This window comes from Adhaeribacter terreus (genome assembly GCF_042657365.1).
In the GTDB taxonomy this organism is placed as follows: domain Bacteria; phylum Bacteroidota; class Bacteroidia; order Cytophagales; family Hymenobacteraceae; genus Adhaeribacter_A; species Adhaeribacter_A terreus.
In genome coordinates, this window is sequence record NZ_JBHSKT010000015.1 from 21,408 (window position 1) to 37,806 (window position 16,399).

Annotated in this window: 9 protein-coding genes; 5 read left to right on the forward strand and 4 right to left on the reverse strand. The window is 44.7% G+C overall.

Annotated features, from left to right (window positions below):
* Window positions 1-208: 208 nt before the first annotated feature.
* The 4 genes from ACFPIB_RS17065 to ACFPIB_RS17080 all read left to right on the forward strand — a co-directional run bounded on the left by ACFPIB_RS17065 (window position 209) and on the right by ACFPIB_RS17080 (window position 4,076).
* Complete coding sequence (locus tag ACFPIB_RS17065) at window positions 209-691, forward strand: hypothetical protein (protein WP_378018685.1); 483 nt, start codon at window positions 209-211, stop codon at window positions 689-691.
* 52 nt (window positions 692-743) lie between these two features.
* The gene (locus ACFPIB_RS17070; RefSeq protein WP_378018686.1) at window positions 744-1,412 is read left to right on the forward strand and encodes a hypothetical protein; all 669 of its coding nucleotides are present in this window, start codon (window positions 744-746) and stop codon (window positions 1,410-1,412) included.
* A gap of 93 nt (window positions 1,413-1,505) precedes the next feature.
* Entirely contained in the window at window positions 1,506-3,065 is a 1,560-nt protein-coding gene (locus ACFPIB_RS17075; RefSeq protein WP_378018687.1) for a protein adenylyltransferase SelO, read from the forward strand.
* A gap of 33 nt (window positions 3,066-3,098) precedes the next feature.
* Complete coding sequence (locus tag ACFPIB_RS17080; RefSeq protein WP_378018688.1) at window positions 3,099-4,076, forward strand: M90 family metallopeptidase; 978 nt, start codon at window positions 3,099-3,101, stop codon at window positions 4,074-4,076.
* 187 nt (window positions 4,077-4,263) lie between these two features.
* Here the strand turns inward: ACFPIB_RS17080 and ACFPIB_RS17085 are convergent, their stop codons facing one another.
* Window positions 4,264-4,770: an Mpo1 family 2-hydroxy fatty acid dioxygenase gene (locus ACFPIB_RS17085; protein WP_378018689.1), complete on the reverse strand. Its 507-nt coding sequence runs from the start codon at window positions 4,768-4,770 to the stop codon at window positions 4,264-4,266.
* Between the two features lie 311 nt (window positions 4,771-5,081).
* Here ACFPIB_RS17085 and ACFPIB_RS17090 point away from each other — a divergent pair, with 311 nt between their 5' ends.
* Window positions 5,082-5,747 carry a hypothetical protein gene (locus tag ACFPIB_RS17090; RefSeq protein ID WP_378018690.1) on the forward strand — a complete coding sequence of 222 codons (666 nt, stop codon included), beginning with the start codon at window positions 5,082-5,084 and terminating at the stop codon, window positions 5,745-5,747.
* A gap of 169 nt (window positions 5,748-5,916) precedes the next feature.
* Here ACFPIB_RS17090 and tamL read toward each other — a convergent pair whose 3' ends face one another.
* The 3 genes from tamL to ACFPIB_RS17105 form a co-directional block, all read right to left on the reverse strand.
* Complete coding sequence (gene tamL / locus ACFPIB_RS17095; RefSeq protein ID WP_378018691.1) at window positions 5,917-8,283, reverse strand: translocation and assembly module lipoprotein TamL; 2,367 nt, start codon at window positions 8,281-8,283, stop codon at window positions 5,917-5,919.
* 67 nt (window positions 8,284-8,350) lie between these two features.
* Complete coding sequence (locus ACFPIB_RS17100; protein WP_378018708.1) at window positions 8,351-13,525, reverse strand: translocation/assembly module TamB domain-containing protein; 5,175 nt, start codon at window positions 13,523-13,525, stop codon at window positions 8,351-8,353.
* A 326-nt stretch (window positions 13,526-13,851) separates the two neighbouring features.
* Window positions 13,852-16,206: an AsmA family protein gene (locus ACFPIB_RS17105; protein ID WP_378018692.1), complete on the reverse strand. Its 2,355-nt coding sequence runs from the start codon at window positions 16,204-16,206 to the stop codon at window positions 13,852-13,854.
* Window positions 16,207-16,399: the final 193 nt, after the last annotated feature.

A 16,399-nucleotide genomic window follows, 5' to 3' on the forward strand; every position in this document is an offset into this window, starting at 1 on the left:
CGGCTTTTTTAATGCAAAAACGGTAAGGTTTTCGGGTAAAAAAGTCAGGACATTCATTTTTAGCATTTCTTAAAATTAATTTTTGTTCAAGAGAAAATAGATATCAGAAAAAGCAGTATTAAGTCTCTAAAGCTTAAAAACCGGAACACTATTCCTACGTTTAGAAAAAAATTATTGCATAAATCCGTTCAGCAACTTCCGAATAGCTATGAAAAATTTCCTGTTTATTGCCTTCCTTTTGGGTTTTGGTTTCAGTGTAAAGGCGCAGCATTACAATAAATATTGCAATTCGGTTATTCCGTTTTGCGTAGATGTGCCTGGAAATTTCGTTCGGAAAGGTGAAAGCAAAATTGGTTCCGGTCAGTATTTTAAAAGTAAGGATGGCAGCTTGCTTACCATTTACGGAAGCTACAATACCAGTAACGAAAACCTGAAACAACGCATCGACCGCGAATTAGCCGCTTTGACCAACGATAGTTCAGTGGCAAATTCTACCCAACTTCCCGTTATTGAAAAAGCTGAAATGCAGGAAAACAGCTTTATTATTATTTACCAGGCTAATGGCCTTACAACCAGCACTTATCGCAAGCTGGAAAATAATATATGGAAGAATATTGAACTACAGTTTCCTGTTGCCAAAACTCCGGAAAATACCGGGAGCATGCAGCGCATGATCGGGAGCTGGCAGTAATTTTTTATTTTTCCGGCTTTTTAATTAGCTTGTGCTCTCCCAATCCAGATTCATGAACCGCTTTCTTTCCAGGGAAACCTCTTTACAAGTTCTTGCCCGTATCCAAAAAGAAAATTTCCTATACGAATACGATCCGGAAAAACATCGCCTGATCTTGCTGGATGAAGCACAAAATGAGAGACTGGTTTTTCGTTTACCCATTTCCATTCCGGCACCAGATAAAGCGTTAAACACGCAGGAAAAACCGGTGCATTATGTGATCTTACTCGTACAATCAGGAAGCTGCGCCATTGGCTATTTCGAGAACGGCAAAAATCTGGATCATAAGGTTTTCCGGGCGTATATGGTGCGCAAGAAACGCGGCGTAAGTCAGATCAAACACCTCAAAACCAAAGGCAAATCCAGAGCTGGTTCCCGAGTGCGTTTAGCCGAAACGGAAGAGTTTTTCGACCATATTAACGAACGCCTGCAAACCTATTTTTCGGAATATAAAATAGACCGCGTAGCAATTAGTTTACCGAAGATCCTGATGCCCTATTTTTACAATTCAGATATAAAAACACCTTTCGATAAAAACGATCCGCGCCTTTTCAAAATTCCGAAACACATTCACACGCCCATTTACGAAGTGCTTTTAGATACCAATTGTTTCCTGCAAAAAGGGGAATTGATCTGGGAAGAAAATCAACAGGAATTGGTAGATTCGCTGCTCGCAACTTAAAAAACGGTATCCCTTTCTTCCTGAAAACGCACTTATCGGCTCCAAAACCGTATGCTTTTTTAAGTAAAAACTCACGGTCCGTAAACCAAAAACATGCAACCCATAACCACACCTAATTATAAATCCGAATTTGTAACGAATTTCCCCGGCGATGCTACCCGCAATAACCAGCCGCGGCAAACGCCGGGCGTACTTTACAGCCTGGTAAATCCTACTCCGGTAAACAAGGTTTCGCTGCTTGCCTGGTCAGAAGAGTTGGCAAAAAAACTGGGGATTCAGAAACCAGAAACGCAGCAGGAAATTGATGTGTTGGGCGGAAATTTTGTAGCCGAAACTATGCAACCGTATGCGGCCTGCTATGCCGGTCATCAGTTTGGGAATTGGGCGGGGCAGTTAGGAGATGGCCGTGCGATTACCTTGGGCGAATGGCAAGCGCCAAACCATAAAACTTACGAATTGCAACTGAAAGGTGGCGGTCCTACCCCCTATTCCAGACGCGCCGATGGCCGGGCGGTTTTACGTTCTTCGGTACGGGAATATTTGATGAGTGAAGCCATGCATTACCTGGGTATTCCTACCACGCGGGCGTTAAGCCTGGTTTCTACCGGCGAAGGCGTTTGGCGCGACATGTTTTACAACGGCAACCCGCAGGAAGAACCGGGCGCCATCGTGATGCGGGTTGCACCAAGTTTTTTGCGGTTCGGGAATTTTGAAATGCTGGCGGCGCGGAAAGAACAAGAAAACCTGCAAAACCTCGTAAACTGGACCATCGAAAAATTTTACCCGCATATTGAAGGCGAAAACAAATTGCTGCAGTGGTTTCAGGAAGTAGTAGAACGTACCGCTTTTTTAATGGCCGAATGGTTGCGCGTTGGTTTTGTGCACGGCGTAATGAATACCGATAATATGTCGGTTTTAGGTTTAACCATAGATTATGGCCCTTTCTCCTTTCTCGACGATTACGACCCGCATTTTACGCCAAATACCACCGATCTGCCCGGCCGGCGTTATGCTTTTGGCCAGCAGGGTGCAATTGCTTACTGGAATTTAGGTTGCCTGGCCAGCGCCATTGCGCCATTATTTACCGATACCGAAGAACTGGTTAAAGCGCTGGAAAACTACGGCGAAATTTTCCTGGAAAAATATTACACCATGATGGGAAATAAACTTGGTCTGGATGAAGTAAAACCGGAAGATACCAACCTGGTCGCGCAATTTGAAGAAACGCTCGCGGAACTGAAACCGGATATGACGATCTTCTACCAATTGCTCATAAACCTTCCTTCAGATCTGGAAACCGAACAAGCTGCCTCCAACTATTTCAAGGAAAGTTTATACGACGAACTGAACCAGACCGAAATGAAAAAGCTGTTTACCTTGATTCAGAATTATCAGCTTAGGCTAGAGAAAAACGGTATCTCTCAGGCCGAAAAAACTCAGAAAATGCAGCAGGCTAATCCGCGGTTTGTTCTCCGTAATTATTTGTTGCACCAGGCTATTGAAGGACTGGAACGCGGAGATGATACTCTATTTGTAAAACTGCAGGCTGCTTTGAAAGAACCTTATTCCGGTAAATTCGATGAGTTCTTTGTAAAACGGCCTGATTGGGCCAGCCAGAAAGCCGGTTGCTCCATGCTTTCCTGCAGTTCGTAAACTCATTAATTCCATTGTTCCAATTAAAACCAAATGGCCGGAAAATCACCTTCAACTGAATTTAAAACGCATTATCAAAACGCTATAAATAGCAGCCTGAAAACTGCCGGCATCCTGGCAGTTGGCGCGCTGGGGCTGGCTGGTATGTTGGTTTTTTATGGAAAACCGGTAGCGGCTGTAGTGCTGGGTGGTATTTGCTTTTTGCTCATTTTTATTTTTCACCGGCATTATACCCGCAATAATTACAAACGGCTGAACGCTTTAAAAAACCCTTTACCGGCTTCCTGGCAAACATTTCTGGAAGAGAATTCGCTGTTTTATAATAACCTATCGGATGCCGATAAAAGTGTTTTTAATAAGCGGGTACAATTTTTTCTGGCCGAGAAAAAAATAGAAGGCGTTAGTACCGAAATAGACGATAACCTGAAATTACTGGTGGCAGCAAGCGCCATTATTCCAACGTTTGCGTTCCCGCTTTTTGAATATCCGAACCTGAAGCAGGTACTGATCTACCCGAATTCCTTCGACCGTAATTTTCAGACCGATGAAGCTGCCGACCGGGAAAACCAGATCATTGCCGGCATGGTGGGAAACGGCTTTATGAACGGTACGCTTTTACTCTCCAAAACTGACCTCGTAAACGGATTTCAGGGCAAAAATCCGCATAACGTGGGCATTCATGAATTTGTGCATCTGTTGGATATGGCCGATGGCGCGATAGATGGTTTACCCGAGATATTTCTGAATAATGCCTACACGCTGCCCTGGCTGAAAGTAATTCAGGAAGAAGTGCGGAAAATAAAAAACCGAAAATCGGATATTAACCCGTACGGCCTGACAAACAATGCGGAATTTCTGGCGGTTGTGAGCGAATATTTTTTCGATAACCCGGAAAAATTCCAGGACAAACATCCGGATTTATACGAATACTTATGCGTCATTTTTCAGCAACGTCCCGATAAACCTTCGCTCCGCTGGATGGGAAAACTGAAACCTCAGGCTAAAGAATAATTACCCGTTTTAATAAACAGATTCAGACTTTTTCAGGCTAAAAGCATAGCGTTTTTTATTGCTGAAAACGAAGTAATTTGATCAGATTGAAAACCGGTATTAAAGAAAAAAGGGAGGCCGGAGCTTCCCTTGATTTTCTTAAATTATCATCCAAAAATTGCGAATTATTTTTTACCTGTTCCCGTAATCAATACCGCCAGCCGAGCTTCTTAAAAACTTTCGCCCATAACCAGGCCGGACCGATGAGCAAAAACCGCAGATCTTCCAGAAAAGAAGGTTTTTTACCTTCAATTTTATGCCCGAAGAATTGACCCGCCCAGGCAAGCACAAAAATAATCAGGCAAACCTGCCACATTTCCGGCCAGCCGTGCAGCCGCGCCATGCGTTCCAGAGAAATAATGCCCGCCGAAAAGACCCAGATGGCTAAGATCATGGCCAGACCAATGCGTAAAGATAAACGCAGGTAATAAACGGTAGCAAAAAGTATGAGAAAAGTGGCCAGGTTTATATAGCCGTTCATTTTACCCAGAAAGTCGAAATGCGGCATGGGAATAGCCCAGACCAGCCCCAGTAAACTGAAAGCAATTAAAGGCACGCAAATCCAGTGAATGAAAATATTTTGCGGGTTTTGATGGCTTTCGGCATAGCGTTTTAAATAGACATCTAAAGCGCGTTCGGATAATTTGTATGGCATGGTTAAAGTTACAGTTTTAAATTTCCGGAAGAAAATTTCGGTGAAGTGCGCAGCCAAATCAGATGTTTCCGGGTTGAGACATCATTAAAAATGCAACTTTTGCTACGGTATTTTAAGCACGAATACTTGTATATTTTTAATGGATTGTATTCTTTTTCGGAGATTGGAATAATAATTGCAGAACTGCGTAGTTTTATCGGCATGTTTGATTTTGCTCCTTAAACATTTGATGTTCAGAAAGAAATTTTTATCTTTAAAGAACCGCATAACCTGCAGGAGCATCAGGCGCACAATTTTAATTCATTTTCCCTATGAAGAAAACAATATTATCGCTGGGCTTAATTTTATCATTCCTTACAGTAACCCAGGCACAAAATTCAACTACTGGCCAGCCGGTTACTACTACGTTACAAGAGCAGTTTTCGAACCTGAATAGTAAATCTAATAATTACCGCGAAGGGAAACGGGCGTTTAAAGTAATAGAAGTAAACCAGCTGAATGCTTTCTGGAACGGTGTATTGGGAACTGTTAAAAAACATGAACGCGATCTGCTGAAAGACGGGAAAAATACGGTTGAAGAGTTACAGAAAGCGCAGGCTACCATTGCTACTCAAAACAGCCAGATCGCGGCGCTGAAAAAAGACAATGCGCAAAAAGATGCCGCCGTGCAGCAAAATGCTTATGAAGTAGAGAATATTTTTGTGCTGGGCCTTGGCATAAACAAGCAATTCTTCCTCATTTTTTCCTTTGCCTTAATTGCAGGGCTGGTAATTCTTTCGGCCGTGATCATGTCGCTTTATAAGAAAAGCAAAAGAGTTACCGACGAAAAAATTCAGGCTTTTAAGGAAATAGATCATGAATTCAGCGAGTTTAAAAAAGCGGCCCGCGATCGTGAATTAAAAATAAAACGTGAACTACAAACCGAAATGAACAGCAAGGAGGAAATGCGTCAGAAGCTGGCTTTGCTGCAAAAATAAATGGAACTGTTTGGTAGTTATTTATAAATACCATTCAAAGTTTTCAGAAAATAGAATCGATCTAAAAGCAAAAAGTGCCTAGCGGAAGCCTGGCACTTTTTTGCTTTTAAACCCTACCGTTTTTTTCTGCTAAATGATTTTCGTTCCTGTTTCATTAACAAACAGCAATCTAAAACGGATAACCGATGGCAATATTGATCACCATATCTTTGGTTGGCGGCGGAATTTTCAGCACGGTCTGGTCGCCAAGTTTCTCGTAAGGTGCCCGCACCGGAATACCAAAATCGAACCGGAAAACTACCACCTGCGCATTGATCCTGAACCCAAAACCTGTTCCGATTGCCAGCTGGTTGAAGAAATTATTAAAGTGGAATTCTGCCCCCGGTTTTTCCGGCGTAGCCGAAGAGAGCCAGATATTTCCGGCATCTACGAACAAAGCACCTTCCAGGTACGGCGCAATTAATTTAAAACGATATTCAACGTTGGCTTCAAACTTAATGTCGCCGCTTTGGTCGAAAAAGCCCGTGTTGGTGGTATCGCGGAAAACGCCCGGCCCTACCGAACGCGCCCGGAAAGCCCGGATACTGTTGGTTCCGCCAATAAAATACTGCTTGATGTAAGGCAGCGTATTCGAATTTCCGTAAGGCAAACCGAGCCCGGTAATTACGCGCGTAGCCAGCGTAGATTTGGAAGCAAACGTGTGGTAGTAGCGGAAATCGAGATCGAGTTTGGTGTATTGCGAATAAGGCTGCCCCATCAACTCGATCGGTTCGCCATCAGATTTCCCGAAACCGCCTGTAAGCAACCCGATCATATTTCCGGAACCTTCAATAATTCCGTTGAAATAATAATTATCGTTCCGGCCCGGTATAAGCTGCGTGTTGTAGGTGTAAGAATAAAGAGACCCGATTATAAATTGTTCCTGAAAACTCTGCGCCAGGTAACGGTTACGCGCCAGCAAAGCCTCAAACTCCGGCGACTGGTTCATTAACTTGGTAAGCTGCAGGTTTATAGGCGTTACTTCGTGCGTTACTGTTTTTCGTGGTTTCCAGATGTAGCTGTAGCTTGCCAGGTAACCATTCAGCTTGTAATAATTGGTGCGGTTCTGGTAATCGTAACCCAGCCGGAAACGGGTTTTGGGCACAAATTCAGATCTTAAATTCTGAATTTTGAAAGGGGTAATGAAACGCGGCACGAACAAGTCAGCCGTTAAGCCTAGTTCTATGGAATTGAGCGCTTGGTTCAGCCCCGAATCGGAACCGGAAGTGTTGCGTTTTGAGATCTGGCTTTCCTGCCCGGCGTGCAACGTTAACACAAACGCTTCGGCGCCTTTCATTAAATTCCGGTGTCGGTAACTGAAATTAATGCCGGGTCCGGCAAAGCCGTTGGTTTTAGCCGTGGTTTCCAGTTCTACCCGAAAAGATTGGTTCAGCATGGGCACCAGCCGCAAAGCCGCATTCAACTCTCCTTTCGTAGAATCGCCTTCCGTAAAATTCACATCTACAAACTTGAAAAGCCCCAGCCCCATGATCCGGCTAAGTGTTAAAGCATGATCTTGGCGAGCGTATAATTTTCCGGGTTCAATAAAAACAGAAGGCAGTAAATGGCGCGCTCGCAAAGAATTTTCATCCGGATAATACCGGTACCCGCGAATGACCACCGGCGGTTTCATGGGAATGGTATCGTAACCGATGGTATAATCGCTGTAAATAATAACGCTCTTAACGGTGTACGGGCGGCGGGCTTTTTCAGGAGTGCCGGGTTTCAGCTGCACGTATAATTTAACAGTGTGATCTTTATAAGAACTATCGGCTTTAAAAAGCAGAAAATCGGGACCAAAATAATAATAGCCGCTGTTTTTAAGCACTGAATCGATGCGCTGCCTTTCTTCTATCAGTCGGTTCAGATTATAGATCTGGCCGGGTTTTAAGCGTGTGCCGGGAGCAGTTGCAGCAATATCTTTATGGATCTGGGTTTGAGAAGAATCGCCGGTCGGGAAAATGACTTCTGAAATGCGATACGGTTTGGAAAGCACGGCGGTATAAACTACACTCACCGATTTCTTCCTTTTGGTTTCCTTCACCTCTATCCGCGAATTGAAGAAACCGTTGTTGTTCATCCGGTTCACCATCAGGTCGGTTACTTTGCGGTTATTTACCGAATCGTAATAGATCGGGTGTTCGCCAATGCTGTGAGCCAGGAAATTTGAAAAACCTTTTTTGCGTTTCGGTTCACCAACCAGATTGTGAAAAGCCAGTTTCGGCCGGATGCCTAAAAAAGACATGTTGGGTTGTGGTGAAATTACGGCTTCGAGTTGCGGCAACAATCTTTTTTCCGCGCGCCGCGGAACTGGGTTTTCAGATTTTAGCTTTACGGTAGCTCCGGTGTATAATTTTTTCCCGGCAGGTAATTTTCCGGTTCCGGTGCAGCTGTTCAGTAAAAAAACGCAACCAAAAACCGCTACCAGTTGCAGCAGAAACGCCGGAAAACGGTAGGGTTTTCGGAGGAAAAAGTATGCAGGATATTTAAAATCCATAAGTGATTTATGCAGCTTTATTTGTTTGTTTTATTTCAGACTTTTCAGACCTGAAAGCATAGCGTTTTTAATTCTGTTGTTGCCGGGCTTTTTCCTGGGCTTTGGAAATTTTCCTGAACAGATCTACAAAGTCATTGAAGTCGCGCTGGTAAACCAATGCCATGCCGGTTTCCTGCAATTGCGTTTCAGTAAGTATTTCGTAGGCCGGATGCTGAAAGCCCCGCACACGCAAGCGACCATCCGGCAGTATCAGGTATTCCACCGAAAAATCGCCCGCAAATCCACTATTGTTTTGAGGCCGGTTCGCCGGACTTTCCCCTTCCAAACCAATATCGGTTCCAACCCTGAAAATGAGGCGATCATTGAGTAATTGCTGACGTACGGCAACGTTCAGGTCGGTGCGGTTCCGGGCATCGCCGGTAGAGTAATCCTGGTAGGCATTTAAACCTAATTCAAGCCCTAAACCACCCGCATATTTGTTCGTGAGTTGGTTTAGTTGTTCTCCCAATGCGGCGCTTATACTGGCGCGGGCGGTTTCCTGCAGACCACCTCCGGAAGATTGTAATGGATCAGGCGCCATGAACCGGCCCAACACAATAAGCGAGAAAACCTGCTTGTTCATTTCCGAAGGCTCGGAACGCAGCATTTGCAACCGCTGATCTATTTGCCCGGCAAAAGCTCCCCGCTCTTCTTCCGGTAATTTAATATCGAAGGTTATGTCAGGTTTCAGCATGTTGCCGTTCAGGTTCACGTAAACCAGGAAAGGCAATTGCTGGCGGTATTTGTTTTGTTCGGAGCCCGTTTCGCCGGCAATTTGTTCCGCAACGAGTTCACGCACCGGCGCTTTCACATCGTAAATAGCCCGGACATCTACGTTCGCATCCAACGGATCGCCGTACCAGATAATGCTACTGCCTGGATCGATGCGCAATTCTCGGCTGGCAATATCGTAGAAATAAAGTTTATACAATCCTTCTTTCACATCGTAACGACCGGTAAGGGTAATATTTCCCGCAGGGTCCATGCCGGCGTTAAGCGTTCCGTTACCGGTTACCTCCAGTTTATCGCCGGTGGTTTCATCTATAATTACCGTGAACTTGCTTTTATCAGTAATTTCCACATTTGCTCTTGCATCTATTCCAGTTATGGCCATTTCCTGGGTAGAATCCTGGCGTTCCAGATTTAAAATAGCATCGGGCCGGCGGCGGCGGTGCATATTCACAAATTGCACAATGCCTTCCTGCTCCTGCTTCGAAACTGCTTCCGCCGGAACCACAATGGTTAAAGCCGATCCATGTACCACCGTTATATCGCCGGTTATTACCGGTAAATTTAAATTGCCGCGCACTTTAATATTGCTGTCTACTACCATGCGGCCATAATAGAGTTTATAATCGGCGGCGGTTGAATTCAGGAGCAGAAAATCGTCGGTAACGGCATCGAGGTTGAAGCGGAAATCGGTATAGTTTTGCGTTAAAATAGCGCCATTCACCACCGCTTTATGGTTCATAGAATCGAGCAAAGTAAAGTTGCTGAAATTCATGCCCCGTTCATCGAAAACAATCTGCTGATTCTGTAAACGGTACGTGGCATCGTACATGGCAATGGCAAATGTAGCATTATCGAAATTGGCGGTGCCCCGAATGTTTGGTTGCTGCACCGTTCCCGTTATGCTGAAATTTCCGTTTAATTTGCCGCTGGTATTTTTCAGTTGCCCCTGTGATAAACCTTGTGCAATGGCCAGATTCAACGATTGAATATTGGCCGTTAAATTCAGCGCGTTGGAAGTTCCCTGCGCTACATAATAACCGCTTAAACTCGTATTATTTCCGTTGCCGGTTAAGGTTGCCAGAATGTTGTAGCGATTACCTGAGGTATTATCGGCCTGCAAAGCCAGATCGCCGATCGGTATGCCGGTATAAGCCAGGTTGGAAATAGTGGCGTTTGCGCTGATGCCCATGGTATTCATGATGTCGCGGAGCACCAGCGTTCCGTTCACGTTACCGGCAATTAAGCTGTCGTTGCGTTCAATTACACTCGAAACATTGGCCAGATCGAAGTTGGTAAACCGGATCTCCAGCGGTGCATTTGCAGTATTTGTACCGACGCTGTTAAGCGTTAAAGCGCTGCCATTTTTATCGAGGCGTACATTGCTGGCATAGATATTTCCGTTCTGGTACTGAATATAATTGTCGCCGGAAACATCCCATGGTTCTCTGTTCAGCACCACTTCTCCAGGCGTAAAACTAAAACGATAGCCATTCGGAATTACGTTCATCACCCCGCCTAAACCGAAGCGCGTGTTGCCGTTATCTTCTGCTATTTTCAGGTTGGTGCCCAGCGTATTATTTTTGATATCACCGGCCAGCGATACGTTCTTTATTTGTAACGTAGAATCTATCAGTTCTTCGAAAGCGACGTTATAACCGATCTTTTCCGCATCCCCGCGAACCTGTAGTTTGGTGCTGTCGATGGTGTAATCCATGTAAACAATGCGCGGCAGATTGGCATCCATTTTCAGATCCATACCGGCAGTATTATAAGAGCCGCTTACTTTTCCCGGACGAACTCTTTTTAAGCCCGGTACAAAAGCCGTAAAAATACGCGGCCGTTTCAGATCGAAATTGAATTCAAAATTCTGCAACGTTACGTTGGCCGGATAAGGCGCATCCTGAATATTGAAGTACGCATCAATGTGTTTCGGCAGGGCAATGGCAAGATCCGAAACGCTATTGTTTCCGCGGAAAAAACCCGTGACTATATCCGACTGAATGGCAATATCGGTTTTACCTACACTGTTGTTCAGCTGAATGGCTACAGTGTCGGCGCGGTAATTCCGTTTGGCTTTCTGCAAAAGTAAATTGCTGATATTCACGGTCCCTTTCATTTCATCCGGCGAAGCGCCATTAAGATCGGCCACTACCAAGCCGGAAACTTTAATGTCTTCGGAATACAGATTCAGGGCTTTTAAATTGGCGCCGTCCAGGTTTAAAGTGGCTTTGTAGGTTGGCGGCGTGTCGGCCATATTGAAATTCCCGTCGAGGTTAAAGGCCAGGTTTCCGTCTTTCATATTGCCGCTAACAGTGTAATTCTGCCGGTCAATATTTCCTTTCAGGTTAATGTTGTTGTAAGCATACTTGTTGTACTCAAATTTCTGAATATCCGCATCGAAGGTGGCACGCATGGTTTCCGGCGTTAAACCGGTGCCTGAGAACGTGACTTTTCCGGTCGTTTTCCCTAGCGTTTGTTCCTGCTTCAGCAGTTTTCCTAAGTCCATTTCCGCCAGGTTGGCCGTGCCCGAAAACTGCTCACCCGGCTGCATGCTTACGTTGGCAACGGCATTTCCAAAAGAAGTTTTAATGTTGGCATTTGTGGTAAAGTTCTGCAGCGTTCCGTTGAATTTCCCGCTCAGATGCATTTTTTCCGGCAACTGAATATCGGGCGGAATGGTACCTTTCGGCAGTATTTCCTGCAAAGCAGTTCGGGTGGAAGTAAAGTTATTCACGTCCAGGTTCAGGCGCATTTTATTCGGGTCGGAAGCGTTCTGAACGGTACCGCTTACGGCTAAAAAAGTGCCTCCGGAAGCAGCAGCTTTAAAATTCTGCAGGTTCAGGTTTTCCATATTCCCGCGGATCTTTCCGGAAATGGTCATGCGTTGCGGCAGCGTAATGTCTTTCGGAATGGTATTAGGCGGCAATAAAGCTAAAAGATCGGTACGCGTGGTCGTGAATTCGTTTACCTGCAGGTTCAAAGTGCCCTTCTCGATGTTGGTCATTTCCTTGATGTTGCCGCTCACGTTTATGCTCGTGCCGGCCAAACCTTTCACCCGCAGGTTTTCCGCGTTCAGGTCATTTACTTTGCCGTACAAACGCCCGTCGATGGTCAGGCTGCGGCCGGCGATTTTGCGGAACGACGGATTATCGGCCAGGTAAGGTGCGAAATAAAGAATATCCTGCGCGCCGATAGTAGAATTTTCCAGGTCGGCATTTATCGTCAGTTTATCTACGTTATCGGCAATGGTAGTCAGCGACGGATAACCCAACGTAAATTCAGGCCGCAAATGGCTATGACCGGTTTTCAGATCGAAATTCCGGAGCGAGGCTTTTTGTGATTCCACGTTTACATCGGCCTGGAAATTGATGATCTTAAAGCCGCTTTTTTCCTGCAACTGCAACTGCTGCAAATCGGCAGAAATTTTATTCTGGCTGTAGTAGAGTTTCTCGAGTTCTACGTTTATGCCGGTAAATTTCAGGTGGTTGAAATCCATGCCTTTGTTCGTTTCCGGCGTATTGAAATTCCCGAAATCGAAGTTCACGTTCTGCACGTTCATGTCGCCAAGCGTAACGACCCAGTTAACCGGTTTTCCCTGGTGTTTTTCAGCCGCACTATCGAGCTTGGCAGCTGTTTCTACCGGGTTTACAGCTAAGGAATCTACGGGCGTGGCTTTATCCTGAAAATAAGCTACGGCTGAGTTTTGCAGATTGAATTCTGACAGATCGATTCGTGCATTTTTCAGATCGATCTTATCGGCAGCAAGGGCAGCATTTCCGACATCCAGCACAATGCGCTGCGCAGCCGGCTTGTTTTCATAATTGAATTTCACCTGTTTTAGCGCCAAATTCTGGAACCCGATATCCAGCGTAATGGAATCGGAAGAAGTTTCGGGAATTTTGGTTTGAATGTAATTGGCAGCAGTATTTTCGAGCCGGCCTTTGCCCAGTTTGTAAATTGCTTTTTCCGGGTCAAATTCTTCCATCGATACCTGCAGCAACCCTACTTTGGCTTTAATATTGTTGCCGCCCACAGCATCGTTCATGTTAAAACGCACATTGTTCAATTCTATCACGCCAATGTTATATGTAAAAGCGGCAGCGGTATCGGCGGGTTGTGCCAGTGCGGTATCGGTGGCAAAAGCTTTCAGAATAAAATCGAAATTATAAACGCTGTCGGGCATGGTGGAGCTGATGTTCAGCACAGCATTGTCGAGGCGCGCAGAACCCAGATCGATCTTTCCATTCAGCAACCCGAAAATATTGAGGTCCAGTCCAAGGCGTTCCGCATAAACCAGGGTATCCTGTTGCTGATCTTCCAGATATATTTCTTTCAGCACAATGCTGTTACGCCAGTCAGTGGTAAAACCACCGATCGAGACTTTCGTTTTGAGAGTTTCTGCCAGGTAATTGGTAGCTTTTTGCGCGGTAAACTGCTGTACCGCCGGAATTTGCAAAGCAATAACTATCACCAGGATCAAAGCAACGGGAATTGCCAAGATCCAGAGCAGGACCAGTAAAATGCGCCGGGAAGTTTTATGAGGTGTAGTAATAACGCCAGATCTTTTTGTTCAACTTAATTAAATCAAGCTTTCTACGGAAAATCCTGACATAAGATAGTTTTTATGCTATTTTTCCTACCGTTTTTTCTGTGACGTAAAGCTGTTTTTAACATAAAGCCCTCCTATTCATACTTTTCAGGCACAAAACCTTCCGTTTTTACGTCTGAATTGCATTGTTTTTTTGGATTACTTCATGCGCGACCTTACAGTTAACCCTGTGCCCGGACGGGCAAGAATTATTTTTGCTCTTCTTCTGCCGGTTTTTTCTTCTTCCGCAAAAACTTCGGGACCATCTTTTTCGGTTCAATTTTTTTAGGGATCAAACGGGTTGGATCGGCTTTTTTGAGATCGAGATTTTTGGGTTTTATTTTCTTCAGTTTGTGGCCAAGCCCCTGCAATGCTGCATTCGCCAGGTTGCCGTTCAGTTTATAGATTTTTTGGTTCAGGTTACCTTCCAGCCGAATGTTGCGGTAGGTATCTTTGCGGTACACAAACTTTTTTACGTTGGCATCATAATGCAGGTCCATGGTTTTTATTTTAAACCCTTTGCCCTGAAAATCAGCTTTTCCGGTGGCAGGTCCCAGCATGTTTTCCAGCTTTAATAACTTGCCCAGGTCAAAATTATCGAGGCTGATATGTCCGGAAAAACGCTGCACCGGTTCTATTTTCACGTTGGCATATAAATTTCCGAAGGAAGTGGTAAAATTGCCGTTGGTTGCAAAATTTTGTAGGGAGCTGCCCTGATATTTACCCACAAACTGAATATTTTCAGGCAGTTGCACTTCCGGCGTTACAGCTCCGGCCGGCAGCATATTCAATAATCCCTGCCGGCTTACAGCCAGTTTTTTTACGTCCAGATTAACTTGTTTTTTCCCAACCGGGCCCGTTACTTTACCATTGGTCTGCAAAATCAAACCGTTAGAGCCCGAAATTTTCAGGTTCTGGAAACTGAGTTTGTTGGCCTGGCTTTGCAAATTGCCTGTTAATGAAAGTAGCTCCGGAAACCGGAATTTGGGGGCCGTTTTTCCATTGGATAGAATCACGTTCAGATCGTTCCGGTTGGTGTTAAATTTTCGGATCTGTAAATTCAGTACCCGGCTGCTTTCGAGTTGCACATCTTTCACCTGTCCGCTAAAAAGCATGTTCGTGCCGGCCCAGCCTTTTAAGGTAAAATTCTGAAACTGCAGGTCGCGGGCATGTCCGGAAACGCGGCCATTCAACAGGAGCAAATTTTTTCCAAGTTTCCGGTAAAACGGTTTTTCTGCCAAGTCGGGCGCTAAAAACAATAGGTCCTGCGGGGAAAACCGAGCATTGCGAAGTTCGGCAGTAAACGTGGTTTTTATGCGGGTTTTCTTTCTTAATGGCGCAAATTTCACCGTAGCATTCGACCGTAAAACCGAATTATTGGTTCTAAGCACCACTTCATTCATCTCCAGTAATTCTGCTCCGGCTTTTACTTTTGCCTGCATACTTTTAATCCGAAATCCACTTTTTTCCTGCAACTGCAACGCATCCAGAATTCCGGAAATACGCCCCTGGCTATAGTACAAATGCGAAAGTTTCAGGTCTACATTTTTAAAAGCCAGGTGGTTGAAATCGAGCCCTTTTTTTAAGGCTGGCGCATTCAGATCGTGGTACTTAAAACTGATGTTTTGCAAGTTTGTTTCCTGCAGCCAGATAGCCCAATCTTCCTTTTGTTTCTGAACCGGCTTTGTGTTGGTTATTGGTACGTTTTTAGCAGTTTGCAACGAATCGTTGGCGGGCAATTTTAGTTTATAATAGGCAACATCGGCATTTTCAATATTAAATTTACTCAGATCGGCGCGGGAATTTTCCAGGGCAATTTTATCAGCTTTCAGATCCGCATTTGTCAGTTTCATAACCAGGCGGCGGGCCACCGCTTCATCCCGAAGGTCAATTTTCAGATTTTCGAGTTTTATTTTTCTGAACGTAAAGTCCGGGCCTCTCCCCTGCTTTGTTTCTTCCGGAGCTTTGGTTTTGCGCCAAAAAAAACGACTATCTTGAAGCTGTATGGTGCCTAATTCATAGTATTTTACTTTCGTATCGAAAACATCGGCGTGAACGGAAAATTTTCCGATATTGGCTGTACCAAAATTACCCTGAACCGGATCCTCTATTTGGAAACGCACATTTTGTAACTGTACACTTCCGATCTTTACACTGAACTTAGTGGTCGAATCTGCCTTCTCCGAACCTGAAAAAGCTTTCAGAATAAAACTAAAATTATAGCTGCTGTCGGCTTCATTCGAATAAATCTTCAGATTACCGTTATCTATTTTCAGCGACCTGATCTTCAGCCGGTTTTTGGTTGTGCCCAGAATGTTTAAGTCAAGGCCAAGCCGCCCGGCGTACAACAACATGTCTTTTTTCTGGTCTTCGATGTAAATTTCTTTCAGTACAATGCTGTTGCGCCAATCGGTGCTAAAACGCCCGATGGTTACTTTAGTTTTTAACTTAGCAGAAAGGAAAACGGTAGCTTTTTGCGCCGCATAGGTTTGCACAGCCGGAATCTGAAAGCCAATACCGATCAGCAGGACCAATATCAGGATCAGCCCATTCAGCCAGAGCAAAATTTCCAGCGCCAGCCACCATTTTTTACCGATCTGTTTGATTGTTCAGAAGATTAAGGTACTACTCTAAAAACAATTATACTACGAAATGTTCTTAACCAACGATTCAATATTCCGGATCAGTAAACCTAGCATGTTGTAATTGATATAAAAGAACTTACACTTAAACTTTTACCCGTTAAAATGTTTAGAA